18 protein-coding genes and 3 tRNA genes are annotated in these 21,128 nt (G+C 71.7%); 11 read left to right on the top strand and 10 right to left on the bottom strand.

All coding sequences use genetic code 11. The features are described 5' to 3' along the window. Positions 1-171 precede the first annotated feature (171 nt). The 3 genes from ACN6LD_RS13690 to ACN6LD_RS13680 all read left to right on the top strand — a co-directional run bounded on the left by ACN6LD_RS13690 (position 172) and on the right by ACN6LD_RS13680 (position 5,080). Positions 172-2,151 carry a hypothetical protein gene (locus tag ACN6LD_RS13690; RefSeq protein WP_445043285.1) on the top strand — a complete coding sequence of 660 codons (1,980 nt, stop codon included), beginning with the start codon at positions 172-174 and terminating at the stop codon, positions 2,149-2,151. A 334-nt stretch (positions 2,152-2,485) separates the two neighbouring features. Beyond that, the gene (locus tag ACN6LD_RS13685) at positions 2,486-4,009 is read left to right on the top strand and encodes a N,N-dimethylformamidase beta subunit family domain-containing protein (protein ID WP_319195027.1); all 1,524 of its coding nucleotides are present in this window, start codon (positions 2,486-2,488) and stop codon (positions 4,007-4,009) included. 171 nt (positions 4,010-4,180) lie between these two features. Then, a complete protein-coding gene (locus ACN6LD_RS13680) occupies positions 4,181-5,080 on the top strand; it encodes a phosphoribosylaminoimidazolesuccinocarboxamide synthase (protein ID WP_319197961.1) in 900 nt (299 codons plus the stop codon). Between the two features lie 36 nt (positions 5,081-5,116). Here ACN6LD_RS13680 and ACN6LD_RS13675 read toward each other — a convergent pair. From ACN6LD_RS13675 to ACN6LD_RS13640, 8 genes are all read right to left on the bottom strand, one after another. After that, a tRNA-Gly gene (locus tag ACN6LD_RS13675) sits at positions 5,117-5,192 on the bottom strand. A 37-nt stretch (positions 5,193-5,229) separates the two neighbouring features. Then, on the bottom strand, positions 5,230-5,838 hold the full coding sequence (locus ACN6LD_RS13670) for a response regulator transcription factor (protein WP_319197963.1): 609 nt from the start codon (positions 5,836-5,838) through the stop codon (positions 5,230-5,232). Continuing rightward, the gene (locus ACN6LD_RS13665; protein ID WP_445043284.1) at positions 5,835-7,283 is read right to left on the bottom strand and encodes a sensor histidine kinase; all 1,449 of its coding nucleotides are present in this window, start codon (positions 7,281-7,283) and stop codon (positions 5,835-5,837) included. Before ACN6LD_RS13665 ends, ACN6LD_RS13670 begins: the two co-directional genes overlap by 4 nt. Before the next feature lie 14 nt (positions 7,284-7,297). After that, positions 7,298-8,113, bottom strand: a complete 816-nt coding sequence (locus tag ACN6LD_RS13660; protein ID WP_445043309.1) for an ABC transporter permease — start codon at positions 8,111-8,113, stop codon at positions 7,298-7,300. Between the two features lie 248 nt (positions 8,114-8,361). After that, the gene (locus ACN6LD_RS13655; protein WP_445043283.1) at positions 8,362-9,360 is read right to left on the bottom strand and encodes an ABC transporter ATP-binding protein; all 999 of its coding nucleotides are present in this window, start codon (positions 9,358-9,360) and stop codon (positions 8,362-8,364) included. 153 nt (positions 9,361-9,513) lie between these two features. After that, a tRNA-Gly gene (locus tag ACN6LD_RS13650) sits at positions 9,514-9,589 on the bottom strand. 80 nt (positions 9,590-9,669) lie between these two features. Beyond that, positions 9,670-9,741 (bottom strand) — tRNA-Gly (locus ACN6LD_RS13645). 137 nt (positions 9,742-9,878) lie between these two features. Continuing rightward, a complete protein-coding gene (locus tag ACN6LD_RS13640; RefSeq protein ID WP_057576350.1) occupies positions 9,879-10,196 on the bottom strand; it encodes a histone-like nucleoid-structuring protein Lsr2 in 318 nt (105 codons plus the stop codon). Positions 10,197-10,559: 363 nt separating this feature from the next. On the opposite strand from ACN6LD_RS13640, the gene purS reads away from it, so the two are divergent. The 7 genes from purS (at position 10,560) to purM (ending at position 18,130) form a co-directional block, all read left to right on the top strand. After that, positions 10,560-10,832 (top strand): phosphoribosylformylglycinamidine synthase subunit PurS, encoded by a 273-nt coding sequence (purS, locus tag ACN6LD_RS13635; protein WP_057576348.1) that lies wholly within the window; start codon positions 10,560-10,562, stop codon positions 10,830-10,832. Then, positions 10,829-11,509 (top strand): phosphoribosylformylglycinamidine synthase subunit PurQ, encoded by a 681-nt coding sequence (gene purQ, locus ACN6LD_RS13630; RefSeq protein WP_319193477.1) that lies wholly within the window; start codon positions 10,829-10,831, stop codon positions 11,507-11,509. The genes purS and purQ overlap by 4 nt, the downstream gene beginning before the upstream one ends. After that, positions 11,506-13,764: a phosphoribosylformylglycinamidine synthase subunit PurL gene (gene purL, locus ACN6LD_RS13625; protein ID WP_319193476.1), complete on the top strand. Its 2,259-nt coding sequence runs from the start codon at positions 11,506-11,508 to the stop codon at positions 13,762-13,764. Before purQ ends, purL begins: the two co-directional genes overlap by 4 nt. A 141-nt stretch (positions 13,765-13,905) precedes the next feature. Then, on the top strand, positions 13,906-14,703 hold the full coding sequence (locus ACN6LD_RS13620; RefSeq protein WP_319193474.1) for a maleylpyruvate isomerase family mycothiol-dependent enzyme: 798 nt from the start codon (positions 13,906-13,908) through the stop codon (positions 14,701-14,703). 68 nt (positions 14,704-14,771) lie between these two features. Then, positions 14,772-15,260, top strand: a complete 489-nt coding sequence (locus ACN6LD_RS13615; RefSeq protein WP_319193473.1) for an META domain-containing protein — start codon at positions 14,772-14,774, stop codon at positions 15,258-15,260. Between the two features lie 231 nt (positions 15,261-15,491). After that, positions 15,492-17,018: an amidophosphoribosyltransferase gene (purF, locus tag ACN6LD_RS13610; protein ID WP_319193472.1), complete on the top strand. Its 1,527-nt coding sequence runs from the start codon at positions 15,492-15,494 to the stop codon at positions 17,016-17,018. Between the two features lie 44 nt (positions 17,019-17,062). Next, positions 17,063-18,130: a phosphoribosylformylglycinamidine cyclo-ligase gene (gene purM, locus ACN6LD_RS13605; protein WP_319193470.1), complete on the top strand. Its 1,068-nt coding sequence runs from the start codon at positions 17,063-17,065 to the stop codon at positions 18,128-18,130. A gap of 87 nt (positions 18,131-18,217) precedes the next feature. Here purM and ACN6LD_RS13600 read toward each other — a convergent pair whose 3' ends face one another. Beyond that, positions 18,218-18,472, bottom strand: a complete 255-nt coding sequence (locus ACN6LD_RS13600; RefSeq protein ID WP_057576334.1) for a DUF3073 domain-containing protein — start codon at positions 18,470-18,472, stop codon at positions 18,218-18,220. A 310-nt stretch (positions 18,473-18,782) separates the two neighbouring features. Then, positions 18,783-19,886, bottom strand: a complete 1,104-nt coding sequence (locus tag ACN6LD_RS13595; protein ID WP_319193468.1) for a Leu/Phe/Val dehydrogenase — start codon at positions 19,884-19,886, stop codon at positions 18,783-18,785. 189 nt (positions 19,887-20,075) lie between these two features. Here ACN6LD_RS13595 and ACN6LD_RS13590 point away from each other — a divergent pair, with 189 nt between their 5' ends. Further along, on the top strand, positions 20,076-20,918 hold the full coding sequence (locus ACN6LD_RS13590) for a hypothetical protein (protein ID WP_319193467.1): 843 nt from the start codon (positions 20,076-20,078) through the stop codon (positions 20,916-20,918). Positions 20,919-21,128: the final 210 nt, after the last annotated feature.

Below are 21,128 nucleotides of genomic sequence, written 5' to 3'. Positions count from 1 at the left end.
GCTGACGGGGGCCGGAGCGCCAACTAGGGTGCGGCGCAAGCGTCCCGGTCGTCGTTCCGGCACTTGGCCCACCGGCATTGCGATGTCGGTGGCGGGTGCCACAGTGGGGGAGTGAGCACTGCGAAGACAACCGGGGGACACAGGACTGCAGGGAGGGGGTGAGCTCCGGTCATGACCGGTATGGGTGTGGAGATGGGTGCGCAGGCGGCGCGCGCCCGGGCACTGGCCGTGCTGCGCATCCGCAGCCGCGCCCTGGCCCTGGCGCTGTTGCCCGCGGCCGCCGCCGTGATCCTGCTCGTGGGCGGGACCACCGGGCATCTCGTGGGCGCGGGCTGGGACGCGGTGCGCTGGGCGGTGTCCGTCGTCGCGGTCGTCGTCCTGCTCTCGGCCGGGGTGATCGCGCTGGTGGTCGCCCGCGCCCGGCCCGCCGTCAGCCCCACGGTCGCCGTCGCCGAGCAGGCGGCCCCCGACCTGTACCGGCTGGTCCGTGACCTCGCCGACCGGCTGGACGTCCCCGCGCCCTCCGCGATAGCCCTCACACCGGACTGCGACAGCTGGTTGGAGGACCGCACCCACCGGGCCCACGGCTCGCCGCCGCCCCGCGGCGCCGACGAGATAGCCGGCCCGGCCGGACCCCACAGCCCCCTGCACCGCCGTACGGCGGTGGCGCCGGTGCTCGTCATCGGCTCCCCGTTCCTGTGGTGGATGCGGGTGGGAGAACTGCGGGCCGTCCTGGCCCCGGTCGTCGCCGGCACGGGCCCCTCCGCCCACCCCGACATAGCCGCGGCCCGGCGGTACGTGCGCGGGCTGGACGCCGCGGTGGCCGTCTGCGCCGAGCGCGCCGGCCGGAGTGCCGTCCTGCGCCCCTTCTGTTCCGGCATCGGCTGGGTCGCGCGGCTGATGCTGCGCGGCTGCCAGATCCACGCCGGCGAGATGGAGCGGGGGGTGGCCGCCGCGGCAGCCGAGCGCGCACAGACTGTGGACTACGGGCTGCGCATCGTCGCCCAGGAGCAGGTGGGCCTGGCGTACGCGGGCTGGGACCGGCTCCTCACACGGGTGGCCCTGCCCGCGTGGCGGATGGGCCGCTGGCCCTCCCGGCTGGACGCGGGAGTCGTCGCCGCCCTCACCGAGCTGTCCCGCCGCGACCGGCTGGCCGAAGGCTTCGCCTCCCGCCTCGGCGAGCGCCCCGCCTGCGATCTGCTGGAAGAGCCCGGCGTGGTCGACGAGGCCGCGTCGCTGCTCGCCGCCCGCCTCTTCCATGGCGGTCCCGCGGAGCCCGGCCCGCACTGGTCGCCGGTGGCCTGGGACGACTACCCGGACGAGGTCGTGGACCGTAAGTGGCGCACCGACGCGGCCCGCCTCCACCGGGTGCTGGACGCCCTCGGAGTCCGCCGGGCGCCCGACCCCACGGCGGCCGCCCACGCAGGCGGGCCCACCCTGGCCCGCGTCCTGGACCACCTGACCGACACGGCGGTCCCGGCCGACGGTCGTTTCGCTGCGGACGCCCTGCGCCCGACGCCCGCGCCCGCGTCGGCGGACGGGCCCCCCGCGCCGCCGCTGCCGCTGACGGGAGCCCCCGGCGTGCCCTCCGGCACCGAATCCGCCGGTGAGGACTCCGGTGCAGACCCCGGTGACGCCGCCGCCCGTTTCGCTGCCGGCTCCGCTCCCGGGCCCGTCCCGCAGGCGGACGCGGCCCTGCGTCCCGAGGCCGGTCCCGACGGCGACGAGCCGTCGGCCTCCAACCCGCGCAGCGCCGCCCTCGCCGCACGCATCGGCGTCGAGGTCGGCAAGGAGGAGGCGGCGACCGCGGACGCGGCTCCCGTCGGCCCTCCGGCGTCCGGGCAGGGGCCCGACGCGGCCCTCTGGGACGACGACGCGCTTCCCCTGTTCCCCCTCCAGCCGCCGCGCACCGACCGGGAGCTCCTCGCCGACCACGTCACGGCGATGGTGTGCTGCGCCGCCATGGACACCGTCGGCGCGACCCCCGGCCTCGACTGGCTGGACGGCCCGACCCTCCTGGTCGACGGCGAGCGCGTGGCGGACCTCGCCCCCCGGGTCCTCAGCCTCGTCGAGGACGGCGACGCGGTCCCGTTGCGGACCTGGCTGGTGGAGCTGGGAATACGCCCCGAGAAGCCGGTGCGGCTGGACTGAGCGCGGCGAGGCGCGCAGCGCACCGACCGCCGGGACCACACCGGAGCACCGTCTTCCACTTTCGGCCAATCCGCAACGAATCGTGACTGTCTGCGCGCGTTATGTGATGTGCTGGGATCGAACGAGCCCATGGCAAGGGCGCGGGACATAGGACAAGCCGCGGGGGCGGGCGGCGGACCACGAGCGGCGGTGGGCTGACGAGCGGCGGGCTGCCGACCGCCGCCGAGCACCCGGCGGCGCGCACAGCGCTCACGTGCGCATGAGCCCGGCACGAGCCGTCAAGAGCGTCACGAGTCACCACGAGCCATCACGGGGCACAGGGGAGGGGAGCACCATGGGACCCGGACCAGGACCGAAGCACACCCGCCGATGGGAGTCGGGGGCGCTGGCCCACGCCGTCACGGACCCCTTCGGCCAGGGCCCCGTCCCCTGGCTGCGCGGCAGCGAGACGTACTTCGACGACACGGGTCAGGTCGTCCCCTGGTACGTGGACCAGAACCCGGTCCCGGGCGCCGCACAGAGCGTCGGCGGTTCCCGCGTCCCCGCACCGCGCACCGCGCCGGGCTCAGGCGCTCCCCGGTCCGCCGACGACGTCCGCCGGCAGATCAAGGGGTTCGTCTCCACGGGCGCGGTCGCCCCGGGCGAGGCCGTCGACTTCCACATCACGGTCGACCCGCCCCAGGAGTTCAGCGTCGACGTCTACCGCATCGGCCACTACGACGGCGAGGGCGCGGCCAAGATCACCACCAGTCCGCGTCTCTCCGGGATCGTCCAGCCCCCGCCGCTCACCGCCGACCGCACGGTCTCCTGCCATCACTGGTGGCTCTCCTGGCGGCTTCAGGTCCCGTCGTACTGGAACGTCGGGGCGTACGTCGCCGTCCTCACCACCGTCGACGGCTACCGGTCGCACGTGCCCTTCACGGTCCGCGACCATCGTCCGGCCGACCTGCTTCTCGTGCTTCCCGACGTCACGTGGCAGGCCTACAACCTGTATCCCGAGGACGGCCGCACCGGCGCCAGCCTCTACCACGCGTGGGACGACGACGGTCGGCTCCTCGGCGAGGCCGACGCGGCGACCACGGTCTCCTTCGACCGTCCGTACGCCGGCGCGGGCCTTCCGCTGCACGTCGGCCACGCCTACGACTTCATCCGCTGGGCGGAGCGCTACGGCTACGACGTCGCCTATGCCGACGCCCGCGACCTGCACGTGGGCGCCGTCGACCCCACCCGTTACCGCGGCCTGGTCTTCCCCGGACACGACGAGTACTGGTCGACGCGTATGCGCCGCACCGTGGAGCTCGCCCGTGACAGCGGCACCTCGCTGGTCTTCCTCTCCGCCAACTCCCTCTACTGGCAGGTCGAGTTGGGCCCGTCGCCGTCCGGCGTCCCGGGCCGGCTGCTCACCTGCCGCAAACGCAGGGGGCCCGGGCGGCCCGCGCTGTGGCGTGAGATCGACCGGGCCGAGCAGCAGCTGATCGGCATCCAGTACGCGGGGCGGGTGCCCGAGCCGCACCCGCTGATCGTCCGCAACGCCGGACACTGGCTGTGGGAGGCGACCGGAGCAGGCGAGGGCGACGGCATCGAGCACCTGGTCGCGGGCGAGGCCGACCGCTACTTCCCGCGGACCGCGCTGCCGCCCCACGAGGACCGCATCCTCCTCGCCCACTCCCCGTACCGCGACAGTCAGGGCGCCCTGCGTCACCAGGAGACCTCCCTCTACCGTGCCTCCTCAGGCGCCCTGGTCTTCGCCTCCGGAACCTTCGCCTGGTCCCCGGCCCTGGACCGTCCCGGCCATGCCGATCCCCGCATCCAGCGGGCCACCGCCAACCTCCTGGACCGCATCTGCAAGCGCGACTGACATCCGTACGCCCGCTCGCCCGCCCCGCTCGCCCGCCCTGCCGGTCTCGCTCACCCGCCCCTGTCCGCGCCCACCCGCCCCGCTGTCGGGGCTCGCCCCACCCCGCTGTCCTCGGCCGATCCCGATGTACGGGACAATCAGCCCACTGAGACAGAACCACGGGGAGGAACCGTGTCCGGATTCGTAGAAAAGCCCGAGCCCCTTCAGGTGCCGGGCCTGGTGCATCTGCACACCGGCAAGGTGCGCGAGCTGTACCAGAACGAGGCGGGCGACCTCGTGATGGTCGCCAGTGACCGCACGTCCGCCTTCGACTGGGTGCTGCCGACCGAGATCCCCGACAAGGGCCGCATCCTGACCCAGCTCTCCCTGTGGTGGTTCGACCAGCTCGCCGACCTGGTCCCGAACCATGTCCTCAGCACGGAACTGCCCGTCGGCGCCCCCGCCGACTGGGCCGGCCGCACCCTGGTCTGCAAGTCGCTGCGGATGGTCCCCGTGGAGTGCGTGGCCCGCGGCTACCTCACCGGCTCGGGCCTCGTCGAGTACAAGGAGTCCCGCACGGTCTGCGGGCTCGCCCTCCCCGAGGGCCTGGTCGACGGCAGCGAACTGCCCGCCCCGATCTTCACCCCGGCCACCAAGGCGGCCGTCGGCGAGCACGACGAGAACGTCTCCTACGAGGAGGTGGCCCGTCAGGTCGGCGCCGACACCGCCGCCCAGCTCCGCCAGGCGACCCTCGCCGTCTACGGCCGCGCCCGCGACATCGCCCGGGACCGGGGCGTCATCCTCGCCGACACCAAGTTCGAGTTCGGCTTCGAGGACGAGAACCTGGTCATCGCCGACGAGGTCCTGACCCCGGACTCGTCCCGCTTCTGGCCGGCCGACCAGTGGCAGCCCGGCCGCGCGCAGCCCTCGTACGACAAGCAGTTCGTGCGCGACTGGCTGACCTCCGGCGAGTCCGGCTGGGACCGGCACGGCGAGCAGCCCCCGCCGCCGCTGCCCCAGCACATCGTGGACGCGACCCGCGCGAAGTACGTCGAGGCCTACGAGCGCCTCACGGGCCTCGGCTGGGAGTGACGGAAAAGGCCCCGGTCGATGACCGGGGCCTTTCGATGGAGCGGACGACGAGGCTCGAACTCGCGACCTCAACCTTGGCAAGGTTGCGCTCTACCAACTGAGCTACGTCCGCAATGCGCCGGTGCGAAGGTGCCGTGGCGCGAGGCCAACTATACCCAACCCCGCTCTCGCGCGAGCCGCACCGCGGCATGCCGGTTCTCCGCCCCGAGCTTGGAGACGGCCGACGACAGGTAGTTCCGTACCGTGCCCTGCGAGAGCGCGGCCCGCTCGGCGATCTCCGCGACGGGCGCCCCGTCGGCGGCGAGTTCGAGCACCTCCGCCTCGCGCGAGGTCAGCGGTGAGTCGCCGGCGGAGATCGCGTCGGCGGCCAACTCCGGGTCGACGTAACGGTTCCCGGCGTGCACCGTGCGGATGATCTCCGCGAGCCGCTGGGCGCTCAGCGTCTTGGGGACGAACCCGCGCACACCTGCCGCAAGCGCCCGCTTGAGATGCCCCGGCCGGCCGTGACTCGTGACGATCAGCGTCCGGCAGCCGGGCAGTTCGGTCCGCAGGGATGTGGCGACCTTCACACCGTCCGCGCCCGGCATCTGCAGATCCAGCACGGCGACGTCCGGGCGGTGGGCCAGGGCCATCGCCAGCGCCTCCGGCCCGGTGGCCGCCTCGGCGACGACCATCAGGTCGTCCTCCAGAGAGAGCAGCGCGGCCAGGGCTCCCCGGATGAGGTGCTCGTCGTCGGCGAGCAGCACCCGCACCGTCACGAAGTGACCTCCTTCACAGCGCTCTTCCCGCTCAACGGCACCTGCGCGACCACCCGGTACCCGCCCGTCCCGACGAACCCCGCCTGCAACGTCCCGTCGACCCTGAGCAGCCGTTCCCGCAGCCCGACGAGCCCCGACCCGCCACGACCCGCGCCGTCGGATCCCGTGCCGCCGCCGGAGTTCGCGGCAGTCCCGGCGCCCGGGCGGCTGCCCGGTACCCCGCTGCCGCCGCTGCCGGACCCGGCGTCGTCCCGTCCGGCGTCGTCGCGTCCGGCTTCGCCCTGGGAGGCGTCGCTCCTGCCCCTGTCCTCCCGGCCCCTGTCGGTGTCGTCCCGCTGTGGGTCCGGTGGGGCGTCCGGCCGCGCGCCGTCGTTCTCCACCGTCAGCACCACGGACCCCTCCGTCCTCCGCAGAGCCACCGAACACCGCTCGGCGGCCCCGTGCCGCAACACGTTCGTGGTGCTCTCCCGCACCACCCAGCCGAGCGCCGACTGCACCTCGGCGGGCAGCGCCCCGGCGTCCCCGTGCACCTCGCACGCGATCCCGGCCGCCCGCAACACCCCCTGGGCTCCCGCGAGTTCGGCCCCGAGGTCGGCCTCCCGATAGCCCCGGACGACGTCACGCACCTCGCGCTGCGACTCCTGCGCGATGCGCTGCACCTCGATCATCTGCTCCACGGCGTCCGCCCGCCCGCGCCGGGCCAGCTGCACGGCCAGCTCGCTCTTCAGGGCGATCACCGCCAGGTTCCGTCCCATGACGTCGTGCAGATCCCGCCCGAACCGCAGCCGCTCCTCGGCGACGGCGAGCCGGGCCTCGACCTCGCGGGCCCGCTCCGCCTCCCAGAGCACGGACAGGGTCCAGGCGCCGCAGCGACCGGCCAGCAGCGAGAAGAGCGTCCCGAACGCGGTGAGCATCCCGACCGTCAGGATCCCGGCGAGGTCCGGTGCGGTCCAGGCGAACACGGCCATGAGCACGGCGGAGAGCACGAGGGACCGCCGCAGGAACACCGGGACGGGGACGACGAGCCCGTACAGCAGCCCGAAGGGCAGCAGCACGGCGCCGATGAACAGCCTGATCGCCACCGGGTCGGTGCCGCCCCGCGCGGCGAGAGCGAGGATCAGCGCCAGTTCCAGGGCCAGCAGGACGGCGGAGGGGCGCAGCGCGCGGGACGGGAGTTCGGTTCGGCCCAGGTAGTGGTCGAGCGCCGGCCGGGTGAGCCGGTTCGCCTGCACGCAGCTCAGGGCGCCTCCGAGAAGCAGCAACCCGCCGAGTGCCAGCGGCAGGGGCCGCCGGCCGACGGCGCCCACCAGCGGCAGCGCCAGCCAGGACAGGGTGAAGAACCAGGTCGTGAGGTACCAGGTGAGCACGCTCTGCAGCTCGACGCGCTCCGCCTTGCTGCGTTCGCGCCAGTGGCGTCCGTGCCACCCCCGTATCCAGCCGAACACCGTTCCACCGCTCCTCAGCGCCTCGGCTCCCACCGGAACCACCGCCGTACAGCAAACACCGCGAGGAGGGTCCAGGCCAGCGCGGTCGCCAGTGCGCCGAGGGCCTCGTAGGCGGACAGGCTCCCGGTCCAGCCGCCCCGGATCAGGGTGATCACCGGGGACAGCGGCAGCAGTTCGCAGAAGGACGCGAGCCGGTCGGGGAGCAGTTCCAGCGGGACGGCCATCCCGGAGCCGGTCATCGACACCAGCACCAACGGCGCCGTGGTGACCTGTGCGCTCTCCACGGTCCGGGTCACGGCCGCGGTGAGCGCCGCGAGCGCCGCGCACAGCGCGAGCCCCGACAGCAGCCCCAGAACGGCCAGCTGGGGCGCCTTCGGGACCGGTATGTCCAGCAGGACGGTGGAGCCGGCCACCAGTACCAGGGACTGGGCCAGCCCCGTGGCGAGGACCGGCAGCGCCGATCCGCAGAGGATCTCGGCGTCCCTCAGCTCACCGGTGCGCAGCCGTTTCAGCACCAACTCCTCGCGCCGGGCGGTGTAGACGGACGACAGCGCCTGGTACACCCCGAACAGCAGCGAGAAGCCGATGGCGGCGGGCAGCAGGACCAGACCGGCGGTGAGCCCGGCGTCCGCCACGTCCATGCCGTCGACCACCGAGGCCAGACTGACCGGCAGTACGAGCGGCACGAGGAGCGCCAGGGCGAGTGTGCTCCTGCTGCGCCCGAGAAGCGTCAGCTCGGCCCGGCCGAGGGCGGCGATCCGGCCGAGGGGCGTAGTGACCGCACGCACGACCACCCGACCGGCGGCCCCCTCCATCGTCGTCCCGCCCATGACGCCCTTGGCCGTCGTCCCGCCCATGACGCCCCTGGCCGTGGTCCCGCCGGTGCCGCCCCCCGCCGTGGTCCCGCCCATGCCGCCCCCCGCCGTCGTACCGCCGGCGCTGCCCGCCCAGCTCGTCCCGCCCGCCTCGCTCATATCGCCCGTCTCGCCCGCCTTGCCTGCTGTCCCTGCCCCGCTCACATCGCTCGCCCCGCGTGCCCCGCTCACATCGCTCGCTCCATCGGTCCCGCGCGCCTCGCTCATGTCGTCCGCCCCCCTCGTACCGCGACCGTCGTGTCTCGTCCGCCTCCGCCGCCCAGGTGGTCCTCGGGGTCGTCCGACGCCTCCCGGGCGATGCCGAGGAACGCCTCCTCCAGTGAGGCCGACCGCACGTCGAGCCCGCGCAGTGTGACTCCGGACCGGTCGGCCCACACCAGCAGCCCGGTCGCCGCCCGCTGCAACTCCCGTGTGCGCAGCCGTACGAGGCGACCGTCGACCTCGTGCCCGCACACGCCGAGCTCCCCCAGCGGCGGCAGGTCGCCCACGAAGTACCCCTCGGGCAGCTCGAAGGCGATCCGGGAGGGCCGGGCGCCGGTCACCTCCGCGGGCGTTCCGGAGGCGGCGATGCGGCCCCGGTGCAGGATGGCCAGCCGGTCGGCGAGGTTCTCCGCCTCCTCCAGGTAGTGCGTGGTGAGCAGGACCGTCGTGCCGGCGTCGCGCAGGGCGCGCACCAGGTCCCAGGTGTCGCGCCGGCCCTCGGCGTCCAGGCCGGTCGTCGGCTCGTCGAGAAACAGGACTTCGGGGTCGCCGAGCACCGCGAGCGCCAGGTCGAGGCGTCGCCGCTCGCCGCCGGACAACTGCTTGACCCGGACGTCCGCCCGTTCGGCGAGTCCGACGAGCGCCAGCGCCTCCCCGGCCGGACGGGCGCCGCTCACACAGCCGGCCCACATCCGCGCGGTCTCGGCGACGGTCAGTTCGGAGGGGAAGCCGCCCTCCTGGAGCATCACGCCGGTGCGCGGCCGCACGGCGGCCCGTTCGGCGTACGGGTCGTGCCCGAGGACCCTGATCCGTCCGCCGTCCGGACGCGCCAGCCCTTCCAGCAGTTCGACGGTCGACGTCTTCCCGGCCCCGTTGGTGCCCAGCAGCGCGAAGACCTCACCGCGGCGCACGTGGAAGGAGATTCCACGGACCGCTTCGAACTCGCCCCCGTACACACGCCGGAGGCCGGTGACCTCGATCACGTGCTCATTCGTGTCCATGTCTCGAGCCTCCCCGCGGAGGGGAGGGCCCGGCAGTGCGAGGTGTCACCAGTGCGTATGACAAATGTCAGACGGCCAGCGCGGCGCCCACGGCGGTCCGGGCGGCCGAGGCGCACGAAAAGACCCCGGTCCACTGGACCGGGGTCTTTTCGATGGAGCGGACGACGAGGCTCGAACTCGCGACCTCAACCTTGGCAAGGTTGCGCTCTACCAACTGAGCTACGTCCGCATTGCCTCCGACCGGCTTTCACCGATCGGCGCGAGCACCAGCCTACCTGATCCACAACAGTGGTCGGATCGGCGGTGCAGAGCGGGTGACAGGAATTGCACACTGCGCCTTCCCCCTGGAAGGGGGATGTTCTACTACTGAACTACACCCGCGTGTACTCCGTGAGCTGGGCCTTTCGGCCTCGCCCGGCGGCGTGCTCCAGACTCTAGCCGACCGGGAGGGGTGCAGCGCAAGTCGGTTCCCGCCGGGGGCGAGTGACCGGCCGTCGGCCCAGCACACGGGGCGGAGCTCACTGTGCGTCGGCGAACGCCTCGTAGACCTTCTTGGGGATACGGCCGCGTGCCGGCACGTCCATCTTGTTGGCCTGGGCCCAGGCGCGGACGGCGGCGGGGTCGGGGGCGACCTCCGTCTGCTTGTACGCCTTGCCGGACCTCGACCGCTTGCGGCCGGCGTCCACGTAGGGCGCGAGCGCCTTACGCAGTTTCTCGGCATTGCCTTCATTCAGGTCGATCTCGTACGACTTGCCGTCGAGCCCGAAGGCGATCGTTTCCGCCGCTTCCGAGCCGTCGATGTCGTCAAAGAGAGTGACCACGACCTTCTGCGCCACGAATATCGGTCCCTTCGTGCGACAGCTCTGCGATGACGTGCCAAGACGCCACGGAGATGTCGACTGTTCGCCTGTTATGGGGCAAAGTATCGGCTATTGACAATTCATTTGTACAGTGCCCGGCATTGCAATGTGAAGCCCGACTAAATCTGCCCGCGTGTCCCGGGGCAATAGGGAACGCGGACGCACCCCGGATCTTTCCCTGAAATTTTCACGAAGGCACTGGTCCGATACCTGATCGTGATGGCGCTCACGTAGTTTCCTACAACTCTACTCGCGTAGAAATTTTGTGCGGGTAGTCTGAAGACACCTGTTGGAGACACCTGCAGGAGCCTGCTCAGCACCACACCACCGGGAGTGCCAGTGGCACGCGTCGTAGTCGACGTCATGCTCAAGCCGGAGATCCTCGACCCCCAGGGCCAGGCGGTGCAGCGCGCACTGCCGCGGCTGGGTTTCGAAGGCATCTCCGACGTACGTCAGGGAAAGCGATTCGAACTGGAAGTTGACGGACCGGTCGACGAGGCCGCCCTCGCCCGCATCCACGATCTTGCGGAATCCTTCCTCGCCAACACCGTGATCGAGGACTTCACGGTCCGGGTCGAGTCGGAAGAAGCCGTCGCGGGGGCCGCGAAGTGACCGCTCGTATTGGCGTCGTCACTTTTCCCGGCAGCCTCGACGACCGGGACACCCAGCGCGCGATCCGCCTCGCGGGCGCCGAGCCCGTCGCTCTCTGGCACAAGGACAAGAACCTCCACCAGGTCGACGCCGTGGTGCTGTGCGGCGGTTTCTCCTACGGCGACTATCTGCGGGCGGGCGCCATCGCGCGTTTCTCCCCCGTGATGGAGCCCCTCATCGAGCAGGCGAAGGCCGGTCTGCCGGTCCTCGGCATCTGCAACGGCTTCCAGATCCTCACCGAGGCCCACCTGCTCCCGGGCGCGATGCTCGGCAACGACCACCTCCACTTCATCTGCCGCGACCAGAAGCTGCGGGTGGAGAACGCGGACACCGCCTGGACGACCGACTACACGGCCGGCCAGGAGATCCACATCCCGCTGAAGAACATGGACGGCCGGTACGTCGCCGACGAGCGCACGCTCGACGAGCTGGAGGCGGAGGGCCGGGTTGCCTTCCGCTATCTGAACGTCAACCCCAACGGCAGCCTTCGCGACATCGCCGGCATCACCAACGCGGCCGGCAACGTCGTGGGTCTCATGCCGCACCCGGAGCACGCCGTCGAGCCGCTCATCGGCTCCGGCCGCACCGACGGTCTCCCGTTCTTCACCTCGATCCTCAAGAAGCTGGTCAACGCATGAGCCGGACGCCTCTGGACACGGTCGAGCACGCGACCGAGACCCCCGACGTCGAGCTGCCCTGGGCCGAACTCGGCCTGAAGAAGGACGAGTACGAGCGCGTGGTCGAGATCCTCGGCCGCCGCCCGACCGGCGCCGAGCTGGCCATGTACTCGGTCATGTGGTCCGAGCACTGCTCGTACAAGTCCTCCAAGGTGCACCTGCGCCAGTTCGGCGAGAAGGCCCCCCAGTCCGATGCGCTGCTCGTCGGCATCGGCGAGAACGCCGGCGTCGTCGACGTCGGCCAGGGCTACGCGGTCACCTTCAAGGTCGAGTCGCACAACCACCCCTCGTACGTCGAGCCCTACCAGGGCGCGGCCACGGGCGTCGGCGGCATCGTGCGCGACATCATCGCGATGGGCGCGCGGCCGGTCGCGGTCGTGGACCCGCTGCGCTTCGGCGCCGCCGACCACCCCGACACCAAGCGCGTCCTGCCGGGCGTCGTCGCGGGCATCGGCGGCTACGGCAACTGCCTCGGCCTGCCGAACATCGGCGGCGAGGTCGTCTTCGACGCCTGCTACCAGGGCAACCCGCTGGTGAACGCCGGCGCCATCGGCGTGATGCGGCACGAGGACATCCACCTCGCGAAGGCGTCCGGCGCGGGCAACAAGGTCATCCTCTACGGGGCCCGGACCGGCGGCGACGGCATCGGCGGCGCGTCGATCCTGGCGTCCGAGACCTTCGACGACGCCAAGCCCTCGAAGCGCCCGGCCGTGCAGGTCGGCGACCCGTTCCAGGAGAAGCTCCTCATCGAGTGCACCCTGGAGGCCTTCAGGGAGAAGCTGGTCGTCGGCATCCAGGACCTCGGCGCGGCCGGTCTGTCCTGCGCCACGTCCGAGCTCGCCTCCAACGGCTCCGGCGGCATGCGCGTGACGCTGGACGACGTGCCGCTGCGCGACTCCACGCTCTCGCCCGAGGAAATCCTCATGAGCGAGTCGCAGGAACGCATGTGCGCGGTCGTCGAGCCGGCGAAGGTCGACCGGTTCCTCGAGATCTGCGACAAGTGGGACGTCATCGCCACCGTCATCGGCGAGGTGACCGACGGCGACCGCCTCGAGATCTTCTGGCACGGCGGCAAGATCGTCGACGTCGACCCGCGCACGGTCGCGCACGACGGCCCGGTCTACGAGCGTCCCTACGCCCGCCCGGACTGGCAGGACGCCCTCCAGGCGGACGACGCGAACAAGCTGCCGCGGCCGACCACGGGCGAGGAGCTGAAGGACCAGGTCCTGAAGCTGGTGGCCTCCCCGAACCAGGCGTCCAAGAAGTGGATCACCTCGCAGTACGACCACTTCGTGCAGGGCAACACCGTCCTCGCGCAGCCCGAGGACTCGGGCATGATCCGGATCGACGAGGAGACCGGCCTCGGCGTCGCCATCGCGACCGACGGCAACGGCCGGTACGCCAAGCTCGACCCGTACGCGGGCGCGCAGCTGGCCCTCTCCGAGGCGTACCGCAACGTGGCGACGACCGGCGCCAAGCCGCTCGCCGTCTCCGACTGCCTGAACTTCGGCTCGCCCGAGGACCCGGCGGTGATGTGGCAGTTCGCGGAGGCCATCCGCGGTCTCGCCGACGCCTGCCTGCAGCTGGGCACGCCGGTGACCGGCGGCAACGTCTCCCTGTACAACCAGACGGGCGAGGCGGCCATCCACCCGACCCCGGTGGTCGCGGTGCTGGGCGTCATCGACGACGTGGCCCGGCGCACGCCGGTCGCCTTCCAGGAGGAGGGCCAGCTGCTCTACCTCCTCGGCGACACCCGTGAGGAGTTCGGCGGCTCGGCCTGGTCCCAGGTCGTCCACGACCACCTCGGCGGCCTGCCCCCGAAGGTCGACCTGGAGCGGGAGCGGCTGCTCGCCGAGATCCTGATCTCCGCCTCCCGTGACGGCATGATCGACTCCGCGCACGACCTGTCGGACGGCGGTCTCGTCCAGGCGGTCGTCGAGTCGGCGCTGCTCGGCGGCAAGGGTGCGCGGCTGGTCGTCCCGGACGGGCTCGACGCCTTCACGCTCCTGTTCTCCGAGTCGGCGGGACGTGCCGTGGTGGCGGTCCCGCGGTCCGAGGAACTCCGCTTCAACGACATGTGCGGGGCGCGCGGTCTGCCCGTCACCCGCATCGGCGTCGTGGACGGCGACACGGTCGAGCTCCAGGGCGAGTTCGCGCTGTCCCTGGAGGAGCTGCGCAAGGCCCACGAGGACACCATCCCGGCGCTCTTCGCGTAGGCACCCGCGGCACCCGCACGACGGTGAAGGCCCCGCCCGTTCCCATGGGCGGGGCCTTCGCCGTCGAGCGCGCGACGGTGGCGCACCCTCGCGCCGGGCGGCCGGCCCCGGTGTCACCTTGCGGCCACTACGCTCGCCGTCATGCCTCCGGCCAAGAAGCGCGCCCGCGCCTACGACCCCGTCAGGACCCGTTCCGCGGTGACGGCCCAGTTCGCAAACGTGCGGCGGGCCGTGGGCTCCCTCACGCCCGAGCAGCTCGCGCTGCCCACACGGCTGCCTGGATGGACCGTGCGGGAGCTGGCCGCGCACGTGACCATGGCGGTGGAGACCGTCAGCCGCAACATCGACCGGGACGAACCGGCGAAGGCGCAGCTCACGCTCCTGGAGTGGCCGTTCGCCACCGCCGCTCGCGCCGCCGACATCGACGACCGCACCCGGGAGCTCGCCGCGGGCGACCCCGATCTGGACGTCCTCTTCGCCCGCACCGAGGAGCGCTTGGCCGCCGCCCTCGCCGCCGTCCCCGGCGACCGGCTGCTGGCCGCCCGCACCGGCGCCATCAGCCTGGCCGACTATCTCGTCACCCGCACCGTCGAGCTGGTCGTGCACACCGACGACCTGAACGCGGCCGTCCCCGGTCTGGACGTCCCGTACGACCGCCAGGCGCTCGCCGCCGCCACCCGGCTCCTGGCCGACGCCCTCGCGGCCAAGGCGCCCGGCGGTGCTACCGAGGTGCGGATCCCGCCCTACGTCGTCGTGCAGTGCGTCGAGGGCCCCCGGCACACCCGGGGCACCCCGCCCAATGTCGTCGAGACCGACCCGCTGACCTGGATCCGGCTGGCCGCCGGCCGGATGACCTGGGAGGACGCCGTCCAGCAGGCGAAGGTCGCGGCGAGCGGCGAGCGGGCTGACCTCGCGGCGCTGCTCCCCCTGATGGCCTGAATCCGGCCTGATGGCCTGAACCCGGCCCGGGACGGAACCGACCACCCCACCCGCCCCGTCGAACCGGTATGTCCAGGCAGACGCACAGCCCCACGCACGCGCACCCGTACCGGCGTCGCACGGCGCTGGCCGCCGTCGTGCTGCTCGTCCCGCTCGCCGCGGCCTGCGGCGGCGAGAAGGCGGGCGGCCGGCAGCCCGGCAGCGGGGAGGTGCGCGCCGAGCAGCCCGTCACCGGGGTCCGGTGGAACGTCGACAGCGTGACCGTCGACGGGACCGTCCAGCGGGCCCCGTCCGGCGCGTACGTCGAGATCGAGGACGGCAGGGCGACGGGCGATCACGGCTGCAACCACTTCACCGCGAAGGCCGCCGTGCAGGGCGACCGCATCCGGTTCAGCGACATGCGGTCGACCAGGATGGCCTGCGAGAAGCAGCGCATGGCGTTCGAGCGCACGCTGGCCGCCACGCTCGCCGACGGCGCCCTCACCGCCGAGGTCGACGGCGCCACGCTCACCCTCGGCACGGCCGCCGGCGACCAGGTCCGACTGACCGGAAAATGAGACCCGGCCGGCTTTGGGCCCCTATTGGTGTGCGACAGCTCACTCATGCCCGCGCCGCGGCCGTCCCTCCGGCCGCCGCCGCGGCCCGCCCGATCCCGGAGTGGATCACCAAACTCTGTCCCTGACCTGCATAAACGTGTTGATCATGCGTGTCGTGGCCGACCGGTGATCCAGTTACCGGCGGGTATCGCCAATTCGGACCAGTGGTCGATCTCGCCTACACTCGGTGGCGTGCCACGTGGTGACGGTCGACTCAGTCATGATCTGCTCCCCGGTGAGAAGGGCCCCCAGGACGCATGCGGCGTCTTCGGTGTCTGGGCTCCCGGTGAAGAGGTCGCCAAGCTCACTTACTTCGGGCTCTACGCCCTACAGCATCGAGGTCAGGAATCCGCGGGGATCGCGGTCAGCAACGGCTCGCAGATCCTCGTCTTCAAGGACATGGGCCTGGTGTCCCAGGTCTTCGACGAGACCTCACTCGGTTCGCTCCAGGGTCATATCGCGGTCGGTCACGCCCGCTACTCGACCACCGGCGCCTCCGTGTGGGAGAACGCCCAGCCGACGTTCCGCGCCACCGCGCACGGTTCGATCGCGCTCGGTCACAACGGGAACCTCGTCAACACCGCCCAGCTCGCCGAGATGGTCGCCGACCTGCCCAAGCAGGAGGGCCGCACCCCGCGCGTCGCGGCGACCAACGACACCGATCTGCTCACCGCGCTCCTCGCGGCGCAGGTCGACGAGGACGGCACGCCGCTGACCATCGAGGAGGCCGCCCACCAGGTCCTCCCGCAGGTCAAGGGCGCCTTCTCGCTCGTCTTCATGGACGAGCACACGCTGTACGCGGGCCGCGACCCACAGGGCATCCGCCCGCTGGTCCTCGGCCGGCTCGAGCGCGGCTGGGTGGTCGCCTCCGAGTCCGCCGCGCTCGACATCTGCGGGGCGAGCTACGTCCGCGAGATCGAGCCGGGCGAGTTCGTCGCCATCGACGAGAACGGTCTGCGGACCTCGCGGTTCGCGGAAGCGAAGCCCAAGGGATGCGTCTTCGAGTACGTGTACCTGGCTCGCCCGGACACCGACATCGCCGGGCGGAACGTGTACCTCTCCCGAGTGGAGATGGGCCGCAAGCTCGCCAAGGAAGCGCCGGTCGACGCCGATCTCGTCATAGCGACACCAGAGTCCGGCACCCCCGCCGCCATCGGGTACGCGGAGGCGTCCGGCATCCCGTTCGGCGCAGGCCTGGTGAAGAACGCCTACGTCGGCCGGACGTTCATCCAGCCGTCGCAGACGATCCGCCAGCTGGGCATCCGCCTGAAGCTGAACCCGCTCAAGGAAGTCATCAAGGGCAAGCGCCTGGTCGTCGTCGACGACTCGATCGTGCGCGGCAACACCCAGCGGGCCCTGGTCCGCATGCTCCGCGAGGCGGGGGCGGCCGAGGTGCACATCCGCATCTCCTCGCCGCCCGTGAAGTGGCCCTGCTTCTTCGGCATCGACTTCGCCACGCGCGCGGAGCTGATCGCCAACGGCATGACCATCGACGAGATCGGCACCTCCCTGGGCGCCGACTCGCTCTCGTACATCTCCCTCGAAGGCATGATCGAGGCGACCACCATCGCCAAGCCGAACCTCTGCCGCGCCTGCTTCGACGGCGAATACCCGATGGAGCTCCCCGATCCCGAACTGCTCGGCAAGCAGCTCCTGGAGACGGAGCTGGCCGCGGGTCCGGCCGCCACGGCCGCGGCCGACGCGATCCGCCGTCCGTAGACAGTCCGTCACACCTGCCGTACGACACGAAAGTTCTCACCGTCATGTCTGAGACAACTGGTGCCAGCTACGCAGCTGCGGGCGTCGACATCGAAGCGGGCGACCGCGCCGTGGAGCTCATGAAGGAGTGGGTGAAGAAGACGCAGCGCCCCGAGGTCCTCGGCGGCCTCGGCGGCTTCGCCGGCCTCTTCGACGCCTCAGCCCTCAAGCGCTACGAGCGTCCCCTCCTCGCCTCCGCGACCGACGGCGTCGGCACGAAGGTCGACATCGCCCGCCGGCTGGGCGTGTACGACACCATCGGCCACGACCTGGTCGCCATGGTCATGGACGACATCGTGGTGTGCGGCGCCGAGCCGCTGTTCATGACCGACTACATCTGCGTCGGCAAGGTCCACCCCGAGCGCGTCGCCGCCATCGTCAAGGGCATCGCCGAGGGCTGTGTGCTCGCCGGCTGCGCCCTGGTCGGCGGTGAGACGGCCGAGCACCCGGGCCTCCTCGGCGAGGACGACTTCGACGTCGCCGGCGCCGGCACGGGCGTCGTGGAGGCCGACCGGCTGCTCGGCCCGGATCGCATCCGCACGGGTGACGCGGTGATCGCCATGGCGGCCTCCGGCCTTCACTCGAACGGGTACTCGCTGGTCCGGCACGTCCTGCTGAACCAGGCCGGGCTGTCTCTGGACGCGCGGATCGACGAGCTCGGCCGCACGCTCGGCGAGGAGCTCCTGGAGCCCACCAAGATCTACTCGCTGGACTGCCTGGCCCTCACCCGCACCACGGACGTGCACGCCTTCTCGCACATCACGGGAGGCGGTCTCGCGGCCAACCTGGCCCGCGTGATCCCGGACGGGCTGCACGCCGTCGTGGACCGTTCCACCTGGACCCCGGCCCCGATCTTCGACCTGGTCGGCAGGACCGGTTCGGTCGAGCGCCTGGAGCTGGAGAAGACCCTCAACATGAGCGTCGGCATGATGGCGATCGTGCCCGAGGAGTCGGCGGACGTCGCGCTCGCGACACTGGCCGACCGCGGCGTCGAGGCCTGGATCGCCGGCGAGATCACCGAGCGCGGCGAGAACCCGACCGGCGCGGAGCTGGTCGGGGACTACGCCGCCTAGGACCGCCGGAGAACCGGCGGCCGCGCAGGCAGCACAAGACCCGGTCGGTGACCGAAGTCACCGACCGGGTGAGTGCTCAGTACAAGGTCAAGCGCCGCGACGGTGTTGCGAGGAGTCCTCGCCGTCATCCTCGTCATCGTCCCCGTACAGCTCGGCGTACCGGGCGTACGGGTCGTCGTCTTGCTCATCGTCATCATCCTCGAACGGTTGACCGTTCGGCGGAATGTTCGATGGCGATGCGCCCAGCTCTTCGGCCAGACGCGACAGATCTGTCCCGCCGCTGTTGTACTTCAGCTGGCGGGCGACCTTCGCTTGCTTGGCCTTGGCCCGGCCGCGCCCCATGGCTCGACCCCCTCAACGACGGGGCTCGACGGCCCCAGGTTGACACGCGTTCATGATCCAGGACGGCCTCTCCATGGAGAGCCCGTCGTAGGGCTCCCACGGTACCTGAGCCCACGCCCGTACGGTACGTCGCCCGTACCACGCGCGTGTGCGCAGCACCCTTCGAGCGCCCCGTCCTCGCTGGTCAGTGGCGATTTTAACCACTTATCGGCGGCCGACCCGCCGGGAGGAGTGAGAGTTCTCTCTAACTTTCCACCCGCCGGTACCGCCGAAACCCTCGGACGGGACGCCCTGAGGCCCCGCCGGAAGATCACCAGCCGCGCGCCCGAGCCGCCTCGTGCATCCGCTGCTCGGCGATCCGGTCGGCCGCGGCGGCCGGCGGAATGCCGTCTTCCTTCGCACGTGCGAAGATTCCGAGCGTGGTGTCGAAGATCTTCGCCGCCTTCGCCCTGCACCGGTCGAAGTCGAAGCCGTGCAGCTCGTCGGCGACCTGGATGACCCCGCCGGCGTTCACCACGTAGTCCGGCGCGTAGAGGATCCCGCGGTCGGCGAGGTCCTTCTCCACGCCCGGGTGGGCGAGCTGGTTGTTGGCCGCACCGCAGACGATCCTCGCCGTCAGCACCGGCACCGAGTCGTCGTCGAGCGCCCCGCCGAGAGCGCAGGGGGCGTAGACGTCGAGGCCCTCGACCCGGATCAGCGCCTCGGTGTCGGCCACGGCCGTCACGCCCTCCGGGTGCCGCTCGAGGATTCTGCGCACCGCGTCCTCGCGGACGTCCGTGATCACGACCTGGGCGCCCTCCTCGCGCAGATGCTGCACGAGGTGGTGGCCGACCTTGCCGACGCCCGCGATGCCGACGGTGCGGCCGCGCAGCGACGGATCGTCCCACAGGTGCTGTGCGGAGGCCCGCATGCCCTGGTAGACGCCGAAGGCGGTCAGCACGGAGGAGTCGCCCGCGCCGCCGTTCTCCGGCGAGCGCCCGGTCGTCCAGCGGCACTCGCGCGCCACGACGTCCATGTCGGCGACATAGGTGCCGACGTCGCACGCGGTCACATAGCGACCGCCGAGGGAGGCCACGAAACGGCCGTACGCGAGCAGCAGCGCCTCGGACTTGATCGTGTCGGGATCACCGATGATCACGGCCTTACCGCCGCCGTGGTCCAGTCCGGCCATGGCGTTCTTGTACGACATCCCGCGGGCGAGGTTCAGCGCGTCGGCGACGGCCTCCGCCTCGGTCGCGTACGGGTAGAAACGGGTGCCGCCGAGGGCGGGGCCCAGAGCGGTGGAGTGCAGGGCGATGACGGCCTTGAGGCCGCTCGCACGGTCCTGGCAGAGCACGACTTGCTCATGACCACCCTGGTCCGAGTGGAACAGGGTGCGCAGTACATCAGCAGGTGCGCCGGATACGTCGGTCACTGTGGTGACTCCCGGGTAACTAGCGGCGGTCGGGACACGGGCACCGTAGGGGTGGCGGGGCCCGTGTTCTGAGCGTAGAGCCTGCACGGCCCGCCGATCTCGCAGTGCGGAGGATCACCTTCTCCCGGAGCACCGCCGTGCGACGATTCGCAGGGGTTTCCCCGTCGGCCGAAGGGGGAGGGAGCAGGCGTGCCCAAGGTGTCCTCGGTGATCGTTCCGTACGCGGTCTATCTGCGCGTGTACGAGCCGCTGGCCGCTTTCCCGGAGCCCGAGCGCACCCACTGGGCCCGCTACGCCCGCCGCCCCGACCTGCCCTCCTACCAGGACGAGCTGCGTCGCTCGCTGGCCGGACTGCTGCCCACCCCGCCGGTCGCGGCACCGGTGCACGAGAGCGGCGACGCGTTCGTCGCCGAGGTGGACGGCGTGCTCTGCGTCTGCCCCTGGCGCACCCGGCTGCGCGGCTGGCTGGCCCTGGCGGAAGTCGACGAGGAGCTGCCCCGGCCGGTTCTGGAGGCGGCGCTCCCCGAGGTCGTGCGCCTGCAGGCCGCCCGCGACCACGAACGCTGGCTGGAGAGCAATCCCGACGCCCGCCCGTGGATCCGCACGGCGGTCTGGCAGGTGCCGCTGCACTGGTTCGTACTGGTCTCCGACGAGGAGCGCGCGTACGAGAAGGAGACCGGGGAGGCCGCCCCGGTGCTCCGCTATCGCACGCCGATGGTCCAGGCGCGCCGCCGGGTGGCCCGTTCGCTGCGCACGCTGAAGGACTCCATGGACGAGGGGCCGCTCATCGAGGGCCTGCTGGACGTGGGCCGCTGGCTGGAGGAGTTCCATCCGCGTTCGCTGGTGGAACTGGACTACGGCGGTCTGGTGCACGTGCTGCCGGCCGGCGACCTCGAGGACGATCACTCGGCGAGGGACGTGGCCGAGGGCATCGAGGCGCTGCGTACCGGGGACGGCGCGGCGGCCGGCGAGGCGTACGCGCGGCTCGTGGAGCGGTGGCGGTCGGTACGGGACCGGCGTTCGGCGAACTGAGCGTGCCGTGGACCGGCTGTGAACTGACGATGTGACAGATGCGACAGCGCTTTCATTAGTGACGTGCGTCACGGCCGTGAAGGGGTTGAGCAGCGTACGGTCGGCGGCACTTCACGGAACTGACGGGACGTAGGTCCCGATCCGGGCTTTTGCCGCAAGGGTGACGGACCGCACGTACACGGCCCTTGCGCCGGTTGCCCCTCCTCGTGC

Source organism: Streptomyces sp. SAS_272 (genome assembly GCF_052543235.1).
This window is presented reverse-complemented; position numbering and strand designations above follow the sequence as displayed.